A 21,123-nucleotide genomic window follows, 5' to 3' on the forward strand; every position below is an offset into this window, starting at 1 on the left:
TGTCATAACTGTCTCCGTGTACAGATACACATCTGTTAAGAACGTATTCTTTTCGGAGGGGATGCTGTGTCCAATGCTTTCGTGATTCGCTCATTAGACGAGGTCAGGTTCTGGTCTCGGATTATGAAGGAGCATTCGCTGTTCCTTAGACTTGGATTCCGGTGCGAAGACACGCAGCTAATTAACGAGGCGAACCAGTTTTACTCCGTTTTCGAAGCGATCGAGAACAGGGCGAATAGGTTTGACAGAAACGCGGACCCCCAGGTCATTCAACGCTTTAACATCGAAGTGCATACCGCCGTCTCCCACATCTGGGCGTTCAAACGAAAAGTGCTTGGTCTCATCCTGCAGTGCAAGCTGCCCGGCGGGAACAACTTCCCGCTGCTCGTCGACCATACGAGCCGGGAGGCGTTCTATTTCCGCAATCGACTTGAACAGCTTAACTCCGGGACGCTTGATCCGTTACCGGACGCCATCATTAACGAGAACGTGTTTTTCCTGCGGATTATGGCCGATCACGCCAAATTCATCGGACATTTGCTCGATCCTTCCGAACGCCAACTCGTCGATCAGGCAAGGAATTTCAGCGAGGAGTTCGACACGCTGCTCTTCCAAGCCAGAGACATCGATTCGATGCGCCCGCAATCGCAGACGATTCCGATCCTCGATCAGATGCTGGATCAGAATCGCGTGTCGGTGAAGTCGCTGCGCGACTTCAAGCAGACGGCCCGGGAATTGATCGAAGCTTGCCGTATCAAGAGCATCATACATCCGCTTCTCGCCGACCATGTCTTCCGCGAAGCCGAGCGCTTCCTGATCCTTATCGACATGTTCGAGAACGCGCTCACCGGCAAGCCCGCCGGAAGCGACATGCATATGGGCTAAATAGACGAACAGCCTCCTTGACTGCAGGGGGCTGTTCTTCTTTGTCCACTTAATTGTGTAAACAGGTAAAATAATCCAATCAAATCATAAGACATAGAATACTATACACAAGATTAATGAACGAAGGAGGTAAACGATGAAAGTCGTCATTCTAGCGGGAGGCTTGGGGACAAGGATCAGCGAGGAGTCGATTCATAGACCCAAACCTATGATCGAGATTGGAGGCAAGCCGATTCTCTGGCATTTGATGAAAATTTATTCGGAGCAAGGCTTTAACGACTTCGTGATCTGCCTAGGTTACAAAGCGCACGTCGTTAAAGATTACTTCGCTAATTATTATGTACGAGAATCCGACTTGACCTTCGACTTCACGGACAGTCCGCGAACGACCATTAGACGAAATCGGTCGGAACCTTGGAAAGTAACGCTGGTAGATACGGGAGAACATACGATGACCGGCGGCAGGCTGAAGCGGATCAAGGACGTCATCGGCAACGAGGCGTTCCTGCTCACGTACGGAGACGGTTTGGCCAACGTCAATATCCATCGTCTGCTCGAATTCCACCGACGTCATGGCAAACTTGCGACGTTGACGGCCGTACAACCACCCGGACGCTTCGGGGTGCTCACGATGGCCGACGATTCGCGAATCGAGCTTTTCCAAGAAAAACCCCCTGGCGAGAGCTGGATTAACGGCGGATTCTTCGCGATGGAACCCGAAGTGCTCGAGCGAATCGAGGGCGATTCAACCGTTCTAGAGGAAGCTCCTTTGCGAGGACTGGCTATGGACGGTCAGCTCATGGCCTTTAAGCATTTCGGATTCTGGCAGCCAATGGACACGCTGCGCGACCGTAACTACCTTCATGCGCTCTGCGCCTCGGGCAACGTCCCGTGGATGGTGGGATTATCGTGATGGACACGGCGTCGTGGAAAGGTAGGAAAGTATTCATTACGGGCCACAGCGGCTTCAAAGGATCTTGGCTAAGTCTCTGGTTATCCATGATGGGAGCTACTGTTACAGGGTATGCTCTGCACCCCCCTTCTGCTCCAAATCTATTCGGCTTGTGCGGAATCGGCCAACTGATCCGGTCGGAGCTAGGAGACGTGAACGACAGGACCAGGCTAACCCGAGTGCTAATCGAATCCGATCCGGACGTCATCATTCATATGGCCGCGCAGCCTATCGTGAGGGAATCCTATCGTTATCCCGTCGAAACCTATCTAACGAACGTGATGGGAACCGTGCATTTATTGGACGCCGTCCGCGAGTTGCTCGCCGCGAATCCGATCAAGCGACGCGCGGTCATTAACGTTACGACCGATAAAGTCTACGAAAACGCAGAACAAATCTGGGGATATCGCGAATACGACAAATTAGGAGGCTACGACCCTTACTCTAATAGCAAAGCTTGCTCGGAGCTAGTGACCGCCGCCTATCGAGACTCTTACTTTAATCCGGGCGAGTTCCGGAAGCATCAGCTCACCGTCGCGACGGCCCGAGCCGGTAACGTGATCGGCGGAGGAGATTGGGCTGCGGAACGGCTGATACCGGATAGCATGCGCGCTCTCATCGACGACAAGGAGATCCGGCTTCGCAATCCGAACGCCATCCGCCCTTGGCAGCATGTGCTTGAACCGCTGAGCGGATATCTGCTGCTGGCGGAGCACATGATCAAGGACGGTACGGAATATTCCGGCGCTTGGAACTTCGGTCCGAAGGAGTCAAATTACCGGTCGACCGAAAGGATCGTACGGGAAATTTGCGACCTATGGGGCGGGCGAGCGCGGTATAAGAACGCGCCTGCAGACCGCTCCTTTCACGAGACGCGCATTCTGAAGCTGGATTACGCGAAGGCGAACGCCTATCTAAAGTGGGCCCCGAGATGGGAGCTCGGACAAGTGCTGGAGTCGATCATCGAGTGGACGAAAGCTTTCGTTCGAGGCGAGAACATGCAGAGCGTCACCGCCAAGCAGATCGAAGCCTACATGTCCGAAGGATCGAGGCGATGAGCGCATGGCGCCCTCTGTCTTAATTACCGGAGCAAGCGGATATACAGGCTCCCGCCTTGCCAGGAGACTCTTGCGCGACGGATGGATCGTTCACGTGATCGCCAGGCCATCATCCAATCTCGCCCCGCTGACGGACATGATCGATAAGGTGCGCGTACACTACTATCAAGGCACGACGGAAAGCATGCTGCGGATCGTCGGCGAAGCAAAGCCCGATATCGTCGCCCATCTCGCTTCATTCGCTTCCGTTACCTACCGGAGCCAAGACATACATGCCATGCTGCACAGCAACGTCATATTCGGCGCCGACCTTATGGAAGCGATGATGCGCCATAAGGTTTACAACCTCATCAATACCGGCACCTTTTCCCAACACTACGATCATCTGCCTTACAATCCGAACAGCCTTTATGCGGCGAGCAAACAAGCTTTCGAAGATATCGCGCGCTACTACCTCGAATCCTCCCCGCTCCGGTGCATCACGCTTACGTTGTTCGATAGCTACGGTCCGAAAGACCCCAGGAACAAAATCGTTAACCTTCTGTACAACGCTTATGTCACAGGCGAACCCTTGGCGACGACGCCGGGCGAGCAGTTGCTCGACATGGTTTACATCGACGACGTCGTTCAGGCCTATACGCTGGCTGCATCCCGACTTTTGCGAGGGACGGCCGAGCCGCACGAGAAGTATGCCGTATCTAGCCGCAACCCGCTGACTCTTCGCCGATTGGTCGCGTTATTCGAAGAGGAAGTCGGCGCGAAGCTCAAAGTCGTATGGGGAGCGAAACCTTACCGCGAGAGGGAAATCATGGTGCCATGGACGGAAGGCTCCCTGTTGCCGGACTGGCATCCGCAAGTCGATATAAGAACGGGGATCAAACTTTACCTAGCGGATAAAGGGTGCGCGCCATGACAACAAAAACAACGGGCATGCAGCGGTTCAAGGATCGCATGTCGATCGAACTGCTCCTGCGAAAAAAAGCCGTACAAGAGGGTGTGAAAGAGATGTTCTCTTCCTGGCAAGTGCCTGACCTTCCCAACCCTTCGAATGGGCCAACCCCTCAAATCTGTATATTGGTAGGTCAAGCTTATCTCATCAAAGGTTTAGCCCTCTACCACTCCCTCATGCGGAACACGGACAGATTTACGCTTTGGATCTGCTGCATGGATTCACTGACTTTCAGAATCCTAAGCAGCTTGTCCTTAAAGAACGTTCAACTGCTTCAAGTGGAGGAGATCGAGGACAATCGCCTGAGAGAGATCAAGAAGGTCCGGAAAATCAACGAGTACTGTTGGACGCTCAAAGCCCCGCTGATCGAATATTTGCTCGAAAATCGCAAGCTCGAATCGGTACTGTATTGCGACGGAGACATCTACTTCTTCTCCGACCCGGCCGCCATCTATGAAGAATGGGGCAACCACTCGGTCTATCTATGTCCGCAGCGCGACGCCGCTTGGGTCGAACAGAAGTACGGCAAATACCAGGCGGGCATGATCGGATTTCGGAACGACTGGAACGGGCTGTCGAGCGTGAAATGGTGGAAGGAGCAATGCTTGAACTGGTGCAGCGCGGAGCCGGACGGGAACCGCTTCGGCGACCAGAAGTATTTGGACGAACTGACCGTGCACTATTCCAATTTCAAAGTCTCGACGAAACTCGGGATCAACGCGGCGCCATGGAATTGCATCTACAACAACAACTATCCGATTCGGAAAACGGGCAACCAAGTGTATATCAAGTTAGACCGGTTGGTCGCGTTCCATTTTGCTTGCGTGAAAATTTACAACGAGGACGAGTTCGATCTATGGTCGCTGGATAAGTTAACGATTCCTTCGGTCATTAAGAACGAAATCTACGCGCCTTATTTGGATGAGCTCGCTGCGATCATGAGCAGTCTGAAGGAGCTGCATCCGGCGATTCTTCGTTTCGGTTTGGCCGAAGGCTCCGTCTCGGATGCCAAAACTCCCTACAAACGCACGCCTCTCGCCAAACTCATGGACCAGTGGAACGATTTTTACAGCTTATGCACGATCGTAAGCGAAAGCTATCTCCCCAAGGTCATGGCCTTGTATCATTCATTGGAACGTCACCAGAGCAATTTCCGCCTATGGATTTGCTGCGTCGACGGGACATCCTTCGAGACGCTGCAACGGCTAAGCTTGAAGAACGCAACCGTATTCCAAGTCGAGAACCTGCTGACTCCCGCTTTGAACCAAATCCGGCAAGAACGCACGCTTCAGGAATTTTGCTGGACGCTTAAAGCGCCGCTATGCCTACACTTGTTAGATCAGCACCAGGAAATCGACCGACTGATTTATTGCGACGCGGATTTGTATTTCTTCGGCGGCCTTAAACCGATCAATGACGAGTGGGGCAAGCACTCCATCTTCATGTGTCCGCAGCGAGGCACGTCCGAATTAATGCATCAGCACGGCCAATACCAAGCGGGATTGCTCGGATTCGCTCAAGAGAAGAACAGTCGGACCATACTGACGTGGTGGATGAACCAATGCCTGGCTTGGTGCTACGACCGGTACGACACCGCGGAGAACCGCTGGGGCGACCAGAAATACTTGGATCAAGTTCCTCATCTGTACTCGAACATTAAGCTCATTAACCATATCGGGATCAACGCCGCCCCATGGAATCTCGTGCTGAACAACACCGATTATTCGGTTAGCAGGAAAAAAGATACCGTCTACGTGGAGAAAGCGGAGCTTGTCGTCTTCCACTTCGGCAGCTTGGCGATCTTGAACGATAACGAATTCGACCTATGGAAGCTCGAACGCGCGACTTTTCATCCGAACATTCTCCAGTACATTTACCAGCCCTATATTCAAGAACTTCAAACCGCGATTCGATTGATTAAGCAGATTAACGCAACGTGGGGCGGCGTGCCGAAACTTCCGCAGAATCCGTTCCGTCTCGTTCCCCCTCAGAAGTAAACGCTAGGAGAGCTGCGAAAGCAGCTCTTTTTGTGCGGAATCCGGAATGATTCGTCGAGGCGGAAAGCAACCTATAGTCACCAACGAGAAGGAGGTCCACGATGACCCGCTACAATCAAGAAGACGAACTCCCGGAAATGGATTCCTTCGAAGCCCAAATCGCGGAGCTTGCCGCCCAGTCGCCCAAGAAGAACAAGGAAAGCGGCCGCAATCCGTTTCTTGATCCGCCGATCAACCCTCATCCCCGGAGCGATTTGGAATAGGGGCAGTTTTGCAGGTTCGCAGTTCCTCCTTATTCCCATGCTTAGCGGAACTCTGTTCCGTTATTCCGAGCCGTTACGCCACACATTCAAAGGATAACGGAACTCAGTTCCGTTATCCTGCTCTAACCGCTTAAACCCGCTCAAAAAAGCAAAGATAACGGAACCTGGTTCCGTTATTTCACGTTAAGCATCGGATATCGTATAAGACCTTCCCAAGCGATCTATAGCGCGACGCGCTCGCCCTTCTGCAGCTGGTACATCTTATAGTAGCGTCCGCCGAGCGCCATGAGCGTGTCGTGGTTGCCGCGTTCGACGATCTCTCCCCGGTGGAGCACGAGAATTTGGTCGGCTTCGCGAATGGTGGACAACCGGTGCGCGATGACGAACGTCGTGCGCCCTTCGCTCACGACCTTAAGCGCGCGTTGAATGAGCCCTTCCGTCTCGCTGTCGATGCTCGCGGTCGCCTCGTCCAGGATAAGGATCGCCGGATCGAACGCAAGCGCCCTGGCGAACGAGATGAGCTGGCGTTGCCCGGCGGATAGCGTGCTGCCGCGCTCGACGACCGGCTCGTCGTAGCCGTTAGGCAACTGCTCGACGAACGTCGAAGCTCCGACGTCGCGCAGCGCCTGCTTCACCCGTTCCGGCGAAATATCTTCATTGTACAAACTGACATTGAATTTGATATCGCCCGCGAACAGGAACGGGTCCTGCAGCACGATGCCCATATGCTTGCGCAGCTCTTGCTTCGAGTAGGTCTGGACGTTCCGTCCGTCGATCGTAATCGAGCCTTCTCCCGCCTCATAGAAGCCGAGCAACAAATTCATGATCGAGCTCTTGCCCGACCCGGTATGTCCGACCAAAGCGATCGTCTGCCCTTTGCGCGCCTCGAAGGTAATCCCTTTTAGAATGTTCTCTCCCTCTTTGTAGCCGAACGACACGTTGTCGAACCTCACGACGCCTTCCGGACGGACCGCTTCGTCTGCGCTCGCTACGTCGATCCCCTCCATGTCCAACACCGCGAACACTTTGTCAGCCGCCACGAACGCCCGCTGAGCGTTCGTCAGTTGGTCGAATATCCCGATAATCGGGTTGAATATCCGCCCTAGATAATCGATGAAGACGTAGAATACGCCGAAACGAATCGCGCCTTCCAGCGCATTGCCGCCGAAATACCACACGACCATCGCCGTCACCAATGCGCCGATCGTTCCGACGATATTGCGCGAAGACAACGCGAATATTCGAAGCTGCTTCACGTTGGCACGGTAACGATCTTCGTTCAACGTCTCGAATTCCTCGAGCGTCCGCTTCTCCCTGCGGAACGCTTGCAGAATCGGCATGACCGCGATCGATTCGTTAATCATGGCGTTCATGTCGCTGAGCCGCGCCCGCATGATCGCGATATACCCTTTGGTATATTTCAGATGCACGTACATAATCAGCACGAACACCGGCGGCAAGACCAAACAGAATAACGCGAGCTTATAATCGAGAATGAATAAGGCGCCGAATATGCCGGCTAGCTGCAGGAAGCTGACGATGAACGTTGCCATGAAGCTCATGAACAGATCCCGAATCGCTTCCGTGTCGTTGGCGACCCGCGATACGATCTGGCCGACCGGCGTGTTATCGAAGTATCGGACCGGGACGCGCTGCAGATGGCGCATCAGGTCCATTCGCATATTTTTAATGATTTGCAGGGAAGTCGATTGCAGCATATACGATTGCGTGAAGTTGGCGATGCCCGAGAACATCAGCAAACCCATATAAACGGCAAGCAGCCATAATACCGGCTTCATGTCTTGCTCGTCTAAGGAGAGGTGCCCGTCAATGATCGTCTTGATGATATACGGACCGCCAAGCTCCGCGGCGACGGCGCAGCTAAGGATGAGGATCGCCGCGATGATTCGGTATTTATAGACGAGTGCATAGGCCAGCAATCTTCTGCCGTTCGATGGCTTAGTCATCATAGCGCCTCCTCCAAGCTTGCTTCCATCTGCTGCCGTTCCCATTGCTCCTTGTACCATTGACCGTGCAGGATCAGTTGTTCGTGCGTGCCTTCCTCGATGACCCGGCCTTGATCGATAACGAGAATCCAGTCGGCATGGCTGACCGCCGACAGCCGGTGCGTCGTAATGATCGTCGTCCGTCCCGCTCGCTCCTTGCGGATATTATGAATGATCCGGCTCTCCGTTCGAGCGTCTACCGCGGACAACGAGTCGTCCAAGAGGAGCATCTCCGAGTCGATCAACAGCGCTCTTGCGATCGCGAGCCGCTGCTTCTGACCGCCGGACAGCATGACGCCGTTCTCGCCGACGATCGTCTCCAGTCCTTCGGGCATCTGCTCGATGTCTTGCGCGAACGACGCCATCTCCACCGCCCGAGCGACTTCTTCCATAGTCGCATCCGGTTTGCCGAGCGCGATATTGTCGCGGATCGACTTGGACAATAGCTGATGTCCCTGCGGCACGTAAGCGACCCATTGCTTGACCCGTTCGAGCGGAATACGCTCGATCGGCACTCCCGAGACGAGCAGCTTATTCTCGTCGATGGGATACTGGCGCAGCAGTTGCTTGAGCAGCGTGCTCTTGCCGCCGCCCGTCTTGCCGACGACCCCGAGCGTCCCTCCTCTCTTCAAGGCGAACGAGACGTCGACCAGGCTTGGCAGGGTTGCGCCAGGATAGGTAAAACTTAACTGCCTCATCTCGATCCGTTCCGGAATATCGACGGCGACCGGATCCTCCGCTTCGACCACATCGGACTTCTGGCTCAGCGCCTCGTCCAGCCGGTCCGCGGAAGCGCTTCCCCGTTGAAGCACGTTAATGAATTCGCCGAAGGAGATCATCGGCCAAATCAGCATGCCGAGATAAATATTGAAGGAGATCAGCTCGCCCAGCGTAATCTGATCGTCGTATACGAGATATGCCCCGTAACCGATGCCGATCGAGAAGCTTAACCCGATAATGTTCATGATGAGCGGGTGGAACAGCGCGTTAAGCAACGAAACGCGGCGGTTCTTGTCCCGCACCTCCGACGTAATGCGATCGAACGCAGCCAAATCCTTCTCTTCCTGCACGTAAGCGCGCACGACGCGGATGCCCGAGATCGATTCCAGCGCATGTTCGTTCATTCGGCCGAAGGCTGCTTGCGCTTCGAGGAAGCGGCCTCTCACCTTCTTGCCCAGCTTGCTGATAACGACGGTAAGGAACGGCATCGGAATAAGCGCAGCCAGCATCAGCTTGACGCTGATGAAGGATACCATCATCACGATGACGACCGTAGCCCCGGTGAGCGTATGTACCAACGTCATGACCCCGTAACCGGACGTGTTGCCGATCGCCAATATGTCGTTCGTAGCCAACGCCATCAGTTGCCCGGTGCTGTTGCGCTGGAAGAAGGACGGGGCCATCTTCGTCAAATGCGCAAGCAGTCGACCCCGCAGCACTTTCTCTAAAAGCATCGCATTTCCGAACAGCGTCGTAATCCAGAAATACACCATTACGTAAATGAGCAACGCCAAGCCTACGAGCCATCCGACCGTCGCATACAAGTCCGCCCCGGCCAGCGAGCCGCTCTGAATATCGTCGATCGTATTCCCGATCAACTTCGGCGGAATCGTCGACAGCAGGCTGACGATCGTCATCAGACCGATCGCGAGCGAATAGCTCTTCCACCGCAACTTCATGAACCAATTCAATCGCCTGACAAAACTCACGCCTGCATCCACCTCCAACGGTATTAAGGGTAAGAAGGCCTCGGGTCAATCCCGCGGCTTCAGTCTTCCGGCAGATTGTCTTTGCAGAATGCGGCGAGCGCTTCCTTCTCGTCGGCATCGACTTCGACATCCAAATATTTATGCGTGACGCGCTCGTACAAATCGCACGTCACGATGCCCGAGCGATCTCCGTCCGATTTGTAGACGACTTTCACGTATACCCCGTTCTCGGTAAAGAGCTCGTCTTCCTCGGGAACCTCCACGTCCATCATGAATTCGTACCTTGTGCCGGACAGAATCCCGAAAGGGTCTTTCACGAGCTCGACGCTGTATTCGGTTATCGATAACATGTTTCCTCATCCTTCCATCGCAGTTCATTTGCTATTATACACGAACACATGTGCGCGTAAAACTAAATTGTACCTAAACAAGAATAAACTTTCAAAAGTCGACAAAAAGCTTCAACCCATTCCCTTTTTCCTTCGTCTAATTTCATATCCAAAGTACAGAAAGCGAATACCGGTCTCGGCGGTACGGATGGGGATCCATCCGCCGAGACGATCCCCAACGCCTCACGTATCTGTTGGAATGTTGAACAGTGGAGGACTTCCAATGAGGGGAACACGAACACGCGCGCGATTCTCGCGATCGCGCAGAACGACGCTGCGGCTATTCGCCGCGCTATTGATCGCCGCAACGATCTTCGGTTTATCGGCCATTCAGCTGTCGGGAAGAATGACGCTAGGCAACGACGCGGTTCCGGAAGCCGCCGCCGCGGCGATCGAGCCGCCGGCCGGAATCGAACCCGCACCTGATGTACCGACAAGCATAGCAAGCCCTGCCGTTCCCGGCCCGGAACGCGAGCCCGCGGCGCAGCCTCCGCCGGACGCCTCGCCCAAGCCCCGGCCGCCGATTCCGCCTCCCCCGGCTGCCGACTCCGGCAAAGAGGACGCCCGCAAGCTGATTGCATTAACGTTCGACGACGGCCCCGACGGCAAGTATACCCCGCAAGTGCTCGATATTCTGAAGGAACGCGGGGCCAAAGGCACGTTCTTCCTCGTCGGCCCGCAAGTAAGCAAATATCCGGACACCGCCAAGCGCATTCTGGACGAAGGTCATAGCATCGGCAATCATTCTTGGTCTCATAAAGATTTAAAGACGATGACTCCCGAACAAATCGCGGACGAAGTCGATCGAACGCAGCAAGAAATCGCTGACGCGACCGGATATACGCCGCACCTCATGCGGGCACCGTACGGCAATATCTCTCCGAACCTTCTCGACGCGCTGCGCGAGCGCGATATGGCGCACGTCTATTGGACGATCGATACCCGGGACTGGGCCGGAACGTCCGTCGCCGACATGCGCAAGAACGTATCCGCCCACGCGCAGCCGGGTTCCATTCTTCTGATGCATTCTTTCGGCGGCCGGAAGAACGCCTTGGACAACACGCTTGCGCTTCTTCCCCAAATCATCGACGATTTATCGAACGAAGGGTTCGCCTTCGTCACCGTCGACGAGCTTATCGAATCCGGCCAGACGCGCAAGTCCGTCATTAAACATTAAACCCGCAAGCCCCTCGTTCCTTCATGCGACGGGGCTTGCGGGCGTTCGGACCGAACATTACCGCAGCTTATCTCGTTCAGGATGCCTCTCGATCAAGTCGGCCACCTGGTGCTCTTCTATGCCATGCGGGCTGTACCTTGCTTGCTCGTACATACGGAGCAAAGCCAGCCGGACACCCGCGAACCATCTCCAATAAGCCGCTCGGTTACCCGACTTGGGCTCGGCCTGCTCGGCGCGCCAGCGCTCCAAGCTTTCCAGAGACTCGGCCGGCGTCAGATTCGCCGCATGCGGATAGCCTGATGTAAGCCCCGCGGCTACGGCATCCGCATACAATCGCCGAACCTTCTGCCCGTTGTTCAGCTGCACCCAGTCCGGGCCGCGAGATTGACGTTGGAACAACCCGCTCCAGCGCGATTTCCTCTTCTCCTTAGCCAAGCTCCTCCGCTCTTCCACGTAAGGAAGCTTCTCCTCGCGCCGGTCGCGCATGAACAGGCTGCGCAGCGCGTCCTTGATCGCTTGCCACGACCACTTCCTGTCGCGCCACATCCAGACGAAGAACTTCCACAACAAGAATAGAGAAAAGACGGTGATGATCCAGAACAGGATGTCCCAGATCGGATTCGGGCGGTAATCCTCATCGACCTTGAACGGGAGCCCTTGGGCCGGCTCCCTCGGCGTCGGCGGCACGATGTCGTCAGTCCGCGAGCTGCCGATATCGACTTGGGGAAGCCTCATCCAATCCAGCGCATGGCTGATCGTCAGCCCGAAAGCGATTAAAGCGAGCGCCACGAACAGGAACGCGTACTTTCGGCTTTCCTTGCGCACGGCGCGCGTGGCTATCTTGCTGTCCAAACCGGCTTGGCTTACGAGAGACCGATTCCAAGCGATCAACCAGACCGCGAGCCAGACGATCGCAACAACAATGAACCCGAATCGATACTTCTCCGCCGCGTCATAACCCGTAGCGACGAACACGCCCGCGCAAGCGACCGCGAATCCGATTCCGAATTGCCCCGCCGTTATATTCGCGTATTTGCCGCGCCAGGCGACGACCGCAAGCCAAATCCCGATCGATGCCTCATGTATATCGATCGCGGCGGCTCCCGCCGCGACGGCGATCATGAACAGAATCGTCGCGAGCAACTGCCACGGCGGGCGCAACCGCATCAGCGCCAAGCCGATTGCCCAGCATGCAGGCACCGCCGCCAGCGACAACAGCCGGCTCTCCTGCCCGTGTCCGATCGTCAATAGCAACCATGCCGGCACCCAAATCGCCCATTCGAATAGCAATCTTCCGGCGAATCCGGTTATCCAGCCTGCAAGTTTACCGTTCATCATGCCGCCTCCTTGTACAGAAGCAACAATTCCACCGAATTGCCGTTAAGCCGCAGTTGCCTGACGAGTTCCTCTTGCTCTTCATCGATGAAGCCGGTAACGAACAGATAGTTCAACCCCCGTGTCCGCTCGTCGATCAACCGCTTCAGCAAGTAGGACATCCCCAGCCTTGTCACGGGCTCGAACCGCGCCATCGCTTCCAAGATCGCGTCAAGGTGCGCTGCTCCGGCTTTGGTCGGCAACCGATACACCGTATCGGCGTATCCGTTCACCGCGCCGTTGAAAAGAAGTCCGGCCTTGCCTCCGCCCGCGATTATATAATGCGCCGCCGAAGCTGCATAGCTTAGCGCCTGCTCGAACTGCTCCTTCGTCACGCGCCGGTTGTTCGCGTGGTCCAGCAGCTCCGCGTTAATGAGCAGGTGCAGGTCGTTGTCGCACATACTCTCTCTCTTATGGACGAGCAGCTCGCCGGTTTTCGCCGTCGCGTTCCAGTTGATCAGACGGAACGAATCCCCGTCGCGATACGGCCTTACGCCCGATACGTGATAGTGATCCTCGCGAATCGGAGACAGCATGCTGCGAACGCTGTACACGTATTTCCTGGCGGAGAGCGGCAGATCGGCGAAAGCCGTCACCTTCGGGTATACGACGATTTCGCTCGTTTGCGTCCGCGTTTCCGACTTCGCCTGGATGCCGATCATATCGCCCATGGACATCGTATAGCTGGACACCGCATAGCAGCCGCGTTCCGGGCACAACACCTCATGCTTGCGAACGATTTCCGTATAGGCCGGAATGCTGAACAGGCTGGCATGGTTCTGCAGCCGATCTCCGCGATTGATGGACGTATCGGCTTCCTCGTTCTTAAAGACGAGCTGCGCGGGCATAAGCGTCTCCACCCTCAGCCAAGGTATGGGCAGCCGCTTGCGGTTCGCGATCGTCTCGCTCAGCCACAACGTCTCTCCCGCGAATAGCTTGTCCGTGCTGAACGCGCGGTCGTATGCAACGGCTCGCAAGCCGAACTTGCGAAAGACGATTCTCTGTAATTGATAAATAACGAGAAGCACGAAGACGATCCACAGAATGGCCGTCATCGGCTTACTTCGCCCCGATCGCCGACTCCGTCGGCACTTCGATGTCCGCGACCAGGCGTTCGAGTAATTGCCGCGTCCGCGACGCTTCCCCGCGGAACGTGTCCTTAAGGATGATCCGATGCGCGAATACGGGTTCTACGAGCGCCTTCACGTCGTCCGGAACGACATAATCCCTGCCGCGCAGCACCGCTCTCGCTTGCGCCGCTCTCATGAGCTGCAAGCTGCCGCGAGGGCTGACGCCGAAAGCGATATCCGCATGCCTTCTCGTTGCGGCCACGATCGCGAGCAGGTATTGCACGAGCTCGTCGCTCACGTAGGCGGATGCCGCTTGCTTCTGAAGCTTGGCGATGTCGTCCTTGCCGATGGCGGGCTGCAATCGGCTCAACGGATCACCGGCCGTGAACCGTCTGAGGATCGCCTCCTCTTCCGTTACGGACGGATACCCCATCGAGACGCTTAGCATGAACCGGTCCAACTGCGCTTCAGGCAGCGGGAACGTGCCGTGGTTGTCGATCGGATTCTGCGTCGCGATGACGAGGAACGGAGCTTCGAGCGCGTGGGTCTGACCGTCGATCGTGACTTGGCGTTCCTCCATGCATTCCAGCAAGCTGGACTGGGTACGCGGAGTCGCCCGATTCAACTCGTCGGCCAGCAGAATATTCGTGAAGGCCGGCCCTCGTCTCAGCTCGAAGCCGCCTGCCTTCTGGTTATAGTAATTAATTCCCGTGACGTCCGATGGCAGCAAGTCCGCGGTGAATTGAATCCGCCGAACCTCGCAATCGAGCGTCTTGGCCAGGGTTTTGGCCAGCATCGTTTTACCCGTGCCCGGAACGTCCTCCAACAGAATATGCCCGGATGCGAGCAAGGCGATCAGAAGCTGCTCCAGGACGTGCTCTTTGCCTACGATGACTTTGCTCACGTTCTCGATCACTGCCGATAGATCCTGATTATGCTCCATAAACGCAAAAAGCCCTCCCCCCGTTTTCTACATTCTAACAATGCTGGGGGGAGAGCGTAAATTGGAAAGTGCGACTATCTTTTTAGGCCGTTATGCCAATACCTTCTCGCGCTCGTGTACGGTTGCGGCAGGCGAGGCTGTAGGCAAGGCGGCAGGCGCGCCAGGTTTAGCCGCGTCCTCCGCAAGTCCGTACGGCAGGCAGAGAGGAGCGCCCGTGCGCGGGTCGGGAATGACGTCCGCATCGATTCCGAACACGTCTCGTAACATTCGGCTCGTCATGACCTCTTGCGGATTGCCTTCGTACAGCACGACGCCTTGCTTCAGGGCGATCAAATGCTGCGCGAATCTCGCGGCATGGTTCAAGTCGTGCACGACCATGATGATCGTTCGTTGCTGCTCGCGGTTAAGCTTCTCGAGCAGCGTCATGACTTCGATCTGATGCGCCATATCGAGGAACGTCGTCGGCTCGTCGAGAAGCAGCACGTCCGTGCCCTGGGCGAGCGCCATGGCGATCCATGCGCGCTGGCGCTGGCCGCCTGACAGCTGGTCGACCGAGCGGTCGCGGAATTCCGTCATGCCGGTCGCGTGGAGCGCCCATTCGATCATCCGGTTGTCTTCCGCGTTCATGTTGCCGAAGCCTCTTTGATGAGGATACCGGCCGAACGAGACGAGCTCGCGAACCGTCAAGCCTTCCGGAGACGTCGGGTTCTGCGGCAGAATCGCCAGTTGCTTGGCGACTTCCTTCGTCGGTTGGCGGTGAATCAGCTTGCCGTCCAAGTACACTCCGCCCTGCACGGGATTCAGTATGCGCGCCATCGATTTCAGAATCGTCGATTTGCCGGAGCCGTTAGCGCCTACGAGCGCCGTAATCTTCCCGTCGGGAACCTCTACGCTAAGCTGCTTCACGATTTGTCTGCTGCCGTAAGCCAGGGATAACTCCGTCGTCCGCAACCGAGACATGTCCTCATCCTTCTTTCTCATTAGCGATTTTGCATGAATCCGAACTTACTCGTCTTGTGTAATGATAATGGTTCTCATTATCATTGTCAATCCATAATTGCTGGATGCCTGCCTTTCCGCAGGTTTTACATGTGATTTCCATCATAGGTAGGTCGCCATGTTCGGGCTACAATAATGTTTATTCATGCAAAATTTGGCATTAATCGCGAAGGTGAATAAAATCATGGAGCGAGGGGAGCCTCACCGCAATGAAGTTCGGTATCTCTGGCAAGATCACGGCAGTAGTCGTCACGCTTTTCGTAGCGGTCGGCATCGTATTCGCCACCGTCAGTTACCAGGTAACAAGCCGGCAAATGCTCACGGCGGCCGGAATCGAGCTTGACGGATGCGCAAGCATTACGACCGGCCTTATTCAGACCTCGGACCTCGAACGACTGATGAGCGGGAATCGGACGCTTCTTCCGCGAATCGAGAATGAAATCGGTTGGATCATTGAGCACAAGCCTATTTTCAAGAACGCGTATATCATGACGGTTGACGGAAAGCTGCTGGCTGCGGACAACAGCCTTAAGGAGCAAGGCTTCAAGGCCGGCGATACGTTCTATATCGATCATAAGGCGATCGAAGAGCTCGTTTCCATGCGGCATGCCACCTATTCGGGCATATATCGCTATGGAGATGCCGATCGAATGACGGGATATGCCCCGATATTCAAGGATCACGATCCGGCCCAAGAGATTATTGCCGTTAATGCAATCGATTTCGACGCGTCGGTCATTAGGCAAAGAACCGTAGACAGCCTCATCTATCCGTTCACCGTCGGATTGGCGACGATGATTGCCGTCTTCCTTGCGCTATACTTTATTATTCGGCGCATGGCGCGTCCGATGATTCGGATCACCGGACAGGTGCATCAAATCGCGGGCGGTAATTTATCCGTGGAACCATTAACCATACGAAGCAAAGACGAAATAGGAAATCTTGCTCGCGACGTGAACCTGATGGCGGCGAATCTTCGCGCGCTATTCCAAGAGGTATACCGGACGGCAAACCATGTAGCAGCCTCTTCCCGTCAGCTCTCGGCCAGCGCGGAACAGAGCTTCAAGTCATGCGAGCAGATCACGGAGATTATCGAAGAAGTATCCCGGGGGTCCGACAACCAGCTCCGAAGCGTCCAGGGAAGCTCGCAAGCGATGAACACGATTTCGGATCACGTACGACAGATCGCGAATCATACGGACGCCGTGACATCAAAGGCTAAATATGCATTCGCCAATACGATGGACGGCAACAAAGCCGTCCACGCCGTAATCCGCCAAATGGACGCGACTCGGAGTACGATTCAAGTCGTAGAAAATGCGGTGCTGAGCTTACATAAGCGATCTGGCGAAATCGACAACATCGTTCAATCTATAACGGCCATTGCCGGGCAAACGAATATACTCGCCTTGAATGCAGGCATTGAAGCTGTTAGAGCCGGGTCGCACGGACATGGATTCGCGGTCGTTGCGTCCGAAGTCAGAAAATTAGCCGAACAATCGGCAAGCTCTGCCAATCAAATCGCCGAACTCATTCGCGATATTCGCATGGATATCGATCAATCTTCCCGTTCTGTGTCGGAGGTGGCGTCAAGCATGGGAGACGGGGTAAAAAAAGCGGAGTTAGCCGGCGAATTATTCGCGGAAATATCCGGTTCCGTCGAAGAAGTATCGGAACAGATTCAAGAAGTATCGTCCGCGATACAACGAATGATCCTTCATACGGAAGAAGTCGCCGATTCGATCGATCTGATTGTCAACGTCGCGGGACAAACTTCGACCGGAATGGTCAGCGTGGCCGCGGCTTCGGAAGAACAGCTGGCAACGGTCCACGAAATTTCGTCGTCGGCGGATTTTTTATCCCATACCGCGGATGAATTGCAAGCAAGAATGAATCGCTTCAAGCTTTGATCGGATAACAATAGAAACTCCGGCGCGCGGCCGGAGTTTCTGTTGACAATTCGCGCCTCAATCTCCTCCGAACAAATCGCCGAAGACGTCCATGACGCTTTTCTTTTTCTTCTTATAGGGGTACTGCTGATATTGCGAATGCTTATGTTTACCGTCGGAATACTGTTGCGGATACGGTTGCTGTTGATATTGCTGTTGATATTGCTGTTGCGGCGGGTACGGTTGTTGCTGCGGGTACGGTTGCTGCGGCGGATACCGTCTTTTGTGCTTATCGTCGTCATCGTCGTCATCGCTATAATACCACTGATTATATTCTTGGCGGACTTCCTGGACGCCTTGCATCAGCTTGTCCAACTCCCCGCGATCAAGCCATACGCCCTTGCAGGATGGGCAAATATCGATGAGAATACCGTTCTTCTCGACTTCTCTCATGCGCGTATCCGCGCACACCGGACAGTTCATATCGAGCCGTTCCTCCCTTATCCGAATAGGTTTCCCTATTTAGTACGGAACATACGGACTCAGGTTCCAACAACCGCTACTGCTTCTTGCTCGCCGCGATCCGCTCGGCCAGTTCGTTCAGCTCGGTCCAGCGCTCCAGCAACTGATCGAGCTTCGCCTCCAGCTGCTGCTGTTCCTCGGCCAACCGCTGTAGCTTGTAGGAGTCGCTGCCGGACTCCTCCATCTGCTGCGCCACGCGCTTAAGCGCTTCCTCGGCGCCTTGGATCCATTCATCGATTTGCTCGAAATCCTTTTGGTCCTTATAAGACATCTTCAGCGTCCGCTCGCGGCCGTCCGTGCGCAGTGCATTTTCGGCAGGCTTCGCAGGTGCCCGATCAATACTTTCTAGCTTTTCATTCTCCGCTTCGCGCTCGCGATAATCGGAGTAGTTGCCCTCGTGCCGGGTAATGTCCCCGCCGCCTTCGAACGCCAATATTCGGTCGACCGTACGGTCCAAGAAATACCGATCATGCGACACCGTAATAACGATACCCGGAAAATCGTCCAAGTAGTCTTCCAGCACCGTCAGCGTGGAAATGTCCAGATCGTTCGTCGGTTCGTCAAGCAGCAGCACGTTCGGCGCGCCCATGAGCACCCGCAGCAGCTGCAAGCGCCGCTTCTCGCCGCCGGATAGCTTGGAGATGACGGACCAGTGCGCATTCGGAGGAAAAAGAAACCGCTCGAGCATCTGCCCCGCCGAAATGACCGATCCGTCCGCGGTTTTAACTTGCTCCGCTCCTTCCCGGATATATTCCATCACCCGAAGCGACTCGTTCATCTCTTCGTGTTCTTGGCTGAACCAGCCAAGATTAACGGTCGGCCCGAGCTCGATGCGGCCGGCGTCCGGCTGCAGCTTGCCCGCGATCAGCTTGAGCAGCGTGGACTTGCCGCTGCCGTTCGGCCCGACGATGCCGACGCGGTCTTCCGGCACCGCGATATAGTTGAAGTCCCGGATGAGCGTTCGCCCGCCGAGACTCTTAGCGACATGCTCCGCCTCGAGAATTTTCTTGCCTAGGCGCGTAGACGACACGGACACGTCCAGCTTGCCCGCCGCCTGCTTCGGCGACTGCGCATTCAGCGCCTCGTACCGGTCGATGCGCGCCTTCTGCTTCGTAGAGCGAGCTTGCGCGCCGCGGCGAATCCAGGCCAGTTCGTTACGCAGCAAATTTTGCCGCTTCGCCTCCGACGCCGCCTCGCGTTCTTCCCGCTCCAGCTTCAGCTCGAGGAACCGGCTGTAGTTCGCCTCATAGAAGAAGGCGCTCCCTTGATCGAGCTCGATCACCCGGTTGCTGACTCGATCGAGGAAGTACCGATCGTGCGTAATCATGAGCAGCGCGCCTTTGCGCTTCTGCAGCATGCTTTCGAGCCATGCTACTGAATCGTTGTCGATATGGTTCGTAGGCTCGTCCAGAATAAGAATGTCCGAAGGCTGCAGCAACGCTGCGGCCATGGCGACCCGCTTGCGCTGTCCTCCGGACATGATCGACACCTGCGCGTCGTACTCGTGAATGCCGAGCTTCGAGAGCGCGGCCTTCGCTTCGCTCTCCATCTGCCAGGCGTTAAGCTCGTCCATCCGCTGATTGACGGCGATTAGACTTTGCTGCAGCGCCATATCGCCGGCGTTCAGTTCCAAGGCCGCCGTAACCTCGGCCAACTCGCGCACCGCTGCCAGCTGCGGCGAGTCGCCGCCGAGCACGTGTTCCAGCGCGGTTTCGTTCTCGGCGAATACCGGATCTTGAGCCAGCATCCGCAGTTTGACCGTCCTGCCGACGGACACGGTGCCGGAGTCCGCCGGCTCGATTCCGGCGATTACCTTCAGCAGCGTTGACTTCCCTGTTCCGTTAACGCCGATAATGCCTATTTTGTCGCCCGACTCCACGCCGAACGTTACGTTCTCGAACAATATTTTATCGCTGAAGCTCTTCGTAATCCGTTCTACGGACATGAGATGCATCGCCAGCCCGCCCTTACTCTAGGAAATCTTTCAGCCTTTTGCTTCTGCTTGGATGTCTGAGCTTGCGCAGCGCCTTCGCTTCGATCTGGCGAATCCGCTCGCGCGTAACGCCGAACGCCTGGCCGACTTCCTCGAGCGTGCGGGAACGGCCGTCGTCCAGCCCGAACCGAAGCCGAAGCACGCTCTCCTCGCGCTCGGTGAGCGTCTCGAGAACGTCCTCGAGCTGCTCGCGCATGAGCTCGAACGCAGCCGCGTCGGCCGGCTCCAACGCGTCGCGATCCTCGATGAACTCGCCTAGCTTGGAATCGTTCTCCTCGCCGATCGGCGTCTCCAGCGACACCGGCTCCTGCGATATCTTCATGATCTCCCGGATCTTGTCGAGCGGAAGGTCCATTTCTTTAGCGACTTCGTCCGGCGTCGGCTCGCGGCCGAGATCCTGCAGCAGCTGCCTGGAAATCCGGATGAACTTGTTGATGGTTTCCACCATATGAACGGGGATGCGGATCGTTCGGCCGTGATCGGCGATGCTTCGCGTAATCGCTTGGCGAATCCACCACGTCGCATACGTGCTGAACTTGAAACCTTTGCGATAGTCGAATTTCTCCACGGCTTTAATGAGGCCCATGTTCCCTTCCTGGATCAAGTCCAAGAATAGCATGCCCCGGCCGACGTATCTTCTGGCAATGCTGACGACCAGTCGAAGGTTCGCTTCCGCCAGCCGCCGTTTCGCTTCTTCGTCGCCTTGCTCGATGCGGATCGCAAGCTCTATCTCTTCTTCTCCGGATAGCAGCTGCACACGGCCGATTTCCTTCAGATACATTCTAACGGGATCGTCGATCTTGACACCTGGCAGCCATTTCAGGTCTTCGTCGTTCAGTTCGTGCTCGTCGTTGCGCTCGTACGTCATCCTGCTACCCCTCCTAGATCGTTATCCTCGAGGCGGCTCGCCGCGTTCGCCCATTGACGCATCGAAGAATTTGTGATACA

Annotated in this window: 17 protein-coding genes and 1 pseudogene; 8 read left to right on the forward strand and 10 right to left on the reverse strand. The window is 55.7% G+C overall.

The window, feature by feature from the left end; all coding sequences use genetic code 11:
* Positions 1 to 66: 66 nt before the first annotated feature.
* The 6 genes from COHPA_RS0111900 to COHPA_RS25580 all read left to right on the forward strand — a co-directional run bounded on the left by COHPA_RS0111900 (position 67) and on the right by COHPA_RS25580 (position 6,104).
* Positions 67 to 885, forward strand: a complete 819-nt coding sequence (locus COHPA_RS0111900; RefSeq protein WP_027086391.1) for a DUF2935 domain-containing protein — start codon at positions 67 to 69, stop codon at positions 883 to 885.
* Positions 886 to 1,021: 136 nt separating this feature from the next.
* Positions 1,022 to 1,798, forward strand: a complete 777-nt coding sequence (gene rfbF / locus COHPA_RS0111905; protein ID WP_027086392.1) for a glucose-1-phosphate cytidylyltransferase — start codon at positions 1,022 to 1,024, stop codon at positions 1,796 to 1,798.
* On the forward strand, positions 1,798 to 2,895 hold the full coding sequence (rfbG, locus tag COHPA_RS23405) for a CDP-glucose 4,6-dehydratase (protein ID WP_342667817.1): 1,098 nt from the start codon (positions 1,798 to 1,800) through the stop codon (positions 2,893 to 2,895). The genes rfbF and rfbG overlap by 1 nt, the downstream gene beginning before the upstream one ends.
* Positions 2,896 to 2,899: 4 nt before the next feature.
* Positions 2,900 to 3,808: an NAD-dependent epimerase/dehydratase family protein gene (locus COHPA_RS0111915; protein WP_035119443.1), complete on the forward strand. Its 909-nt coding sequence runs from the start codon at positions 2,900 to 2,902 to the stop codon at positions 3,806 to 3,808.
* Positions 3,805 to 5,841: a glycosyl transferase gene (locus COHPA_RS0111920; protein WP_156926648.1), complete on the forward strand. Its 2,037-nt coding sequence runs from the start codon at positions 3,805 to 3,807 to the stop codon at positions 5,839 to 5,841. The genes COHPA_RS0111915 and COHPA_RS0111920 overlap by 4 nt, the downstream gene beginning before the upstream one ends.
* Before the next feature lie 101 nt (positions 5,842 to 5,942).
* Positions 5,943 to 6,104: a hypothetical protein gene (locus COHPA_RS25580; protein WP_156926649.1), complete on the forward strand. Its 162-nt coding sequence runs from the start codon at positions 5,943 to 5,945 to the stop codon at positions 6,102 to 6,104.
* A 221-nt stretch (positions 6,105 to 6,325) separates the two neighbouring features.
* On the opposite strand, the gene COHPA_RS0111930 is transcribed toward COHPA_RS25580, so the two are convergent.
* The 3 genes from COHPA_RS0111930 to COHPA_RS0111940 are packed head-to-tail and all read right to left on the reverse strand — an operon-like array spanning position 6,326 to position 10,169.
* Entirely contained in the window at positions 6,326 to 8,071 is a 1,746-nt protein-coding gene (locus tag COHPA_RS0111930; RefSeq protein WP_027086396.1) for an ABC transporter ATP-binding protein, read from the reverse strand.
* Complete coding sequence (locus COHPA_RS0111935) at positions 8,071 to 9,819, reverse strand: ABC transporter ATP-binding protein (protein ID WP_084760607.1); 1,749 nt, start codon at positions 9,817 to 9,819, stop codon at positions 8,071 to 8,073. Before COHPA_RS0111935 ends, COHPA_RS0111930 begins: the two co-directional genes overlap by 1 nt.
* 59 nt (positions 9,820 to 9,878) lie before the next feature.
* Entirely contained in the window at positions 9,879 to 10,169 is a 291-nt protein-coding gene (locus COHPA_RS0111940; RefSeq protein ID WP_027086398.1) for a DUF6509 family protein, read from the reverse strand.
* 262 nt (positions 10,170 to 10,431) lie between these two features.
* Between COHPA_RS0111940 and COHPA_RS25135 the strand changes: the two genes are divergently transcribed.
* Complete coding sequence (locus tag COHPA_RS25135) at positions 10,432 to 11,385, forward strand: polysaccharide deacetylase family protein (protein ID WP_027086399.1); 954 nt, start codon at positions 10,432 to 10,434, stop codon at positions 11,383 to 11,385.
* Positions 11,386 to 11,442: 57 nt separating this feature from the next.
* Here COHPA_RS25135 and COHPA_RS0111950 read toward each other — a convergent pair whose 3' ends face one another.
* The 4 genes from COHPA_RS0111950 to COHPA_RS0111965 all read right to left on the reverse strand — a co-directional run bounded on the left by COHPA_RS0111950 (position 11,443) and on the right by COHPA_RS0111965 (position 15,732).
* A complete protein-coding gene (locus COHPA_RS0111950) occupies positions 11,443 to 12,720 on the reverse strand; it encodes a hypothetical protein (protein ID WP_027086400.1) in 1,278 nt (425 codons plus the stop codon).
* On the reverse strand, positions 12,720 to 13,814 hold the full coding sequence (locus COHPA_RS0111955) for a DUF58 domain-containing protein (RefSeq protein ID WP_027086401.1): 1,095 nt from the start codon (positions 13,812 to 13,814) through the stop codon (positions 12,720 to 12,722). Before COHPA_RS0111955 ends, COHPA_RS0111950 begins: the two co-directional genes overlap by 1 nt.
* Positions 13,815 to 13,818: 4 nt before the next feature.
* The gene (locus tag COHPA_RS0111960) at positions 13,819 to 14,772 is read right to left on the reverse strand and encodes an AAA family ATPase (protein WP_027086402.1); all 954 of its coding nucleotides are present in this window, start codon (positions 14,770 to 14,772) and stop codon (positions 13,819 to 13,821) included.
* A gap of 90 nt (positions 14,773 to 14,862) precedes the next feature.
* Positions 14,863 to 15,732, reverse strand: coding sequence for an ABC transporter ATP-binding protein (locus COHPA_RS0111965; RefSeq protein WP_027086403.1), 870 nt, complete (start codon positions 15,730 to 15,732; stop codon positions 14,863 to 14,865).
* A 248-nt stretch (positions 15,733 to 15,980) separates the two neighbouring features.
* Here COHPA_RS0111965 and COHPA_RS0111970 point away from each other — a divergent pair, with 248 nt between their 5' ends.
* Complete coding sequence (locus tag COHPA_RS0111970; RefSeq protein ID WP_027086404.1) at positions 15,981 to 17,681, forward strand: methyl-accepting chemotaxis protein; 1,701 nt, start codon at positions 15,981 to 15,983, stop codon at positions 17,679 to 17,681.
* Between the two features lie 57 nt (positions 17,682 to 17,738).
* Here COHPA_RS0111970 and COHPA_RS0111975 read toward each other — a convergent pair whose 3' ends face one another.
* The 3 genes and pseudogenes from COHPA_RS0111975 to rpoD all read right to left on the reverse strand — a co-directional run.
* Positions 17,739 to 18,143 carry a TFIIB-type zinc ribbon-containing protein gene (locus COHPA_RS0111975; RefSeq protein WP_027086405.1) on the reverse strand — a complete coding sequence of 135 codons (405 nt, stop codon included), beginning with the start codon at positions 18,141 to 18,143 and terminating at the stop codon, positions 17,739 to 17,741.
* A 76-nt stretch (positions 18,144 to 18,219) separates the two neighbouring features.
* A complete protein-coding gene (locus COHPA_RS0111980; protein WP_027086406.1) occupies positions 18,220 to 20,136 on the reverse strand; it encodes an ABC-F family ATP-binding cassette domain-containing protein in 1,917 nt (638 codons plus the stop codon).
* A gap of 13 nt (positions 20,137 to 20,149) precedes the next feature.
* Positions 20,150 to 21,034: pseudogene (rpoD, locus tag COHPA_RS0111985) on the reverse strand (RNA polymerase sigma factor RpoD); the annotation flags it as partial.
* Between the last annotated feature and the right edge of the window lie 89 nt (positions 21,035 to 21,123).

Source organism: Cohnella panacarvi Gsoil 349 (assembly GCF_000515335.1).
Taxonomy (GTDB): Bacteria; Bacillota; Bacilli; order Paenibacillales; family Paenibacillaceae; genus Cohnella; species Cohnella panacarvi.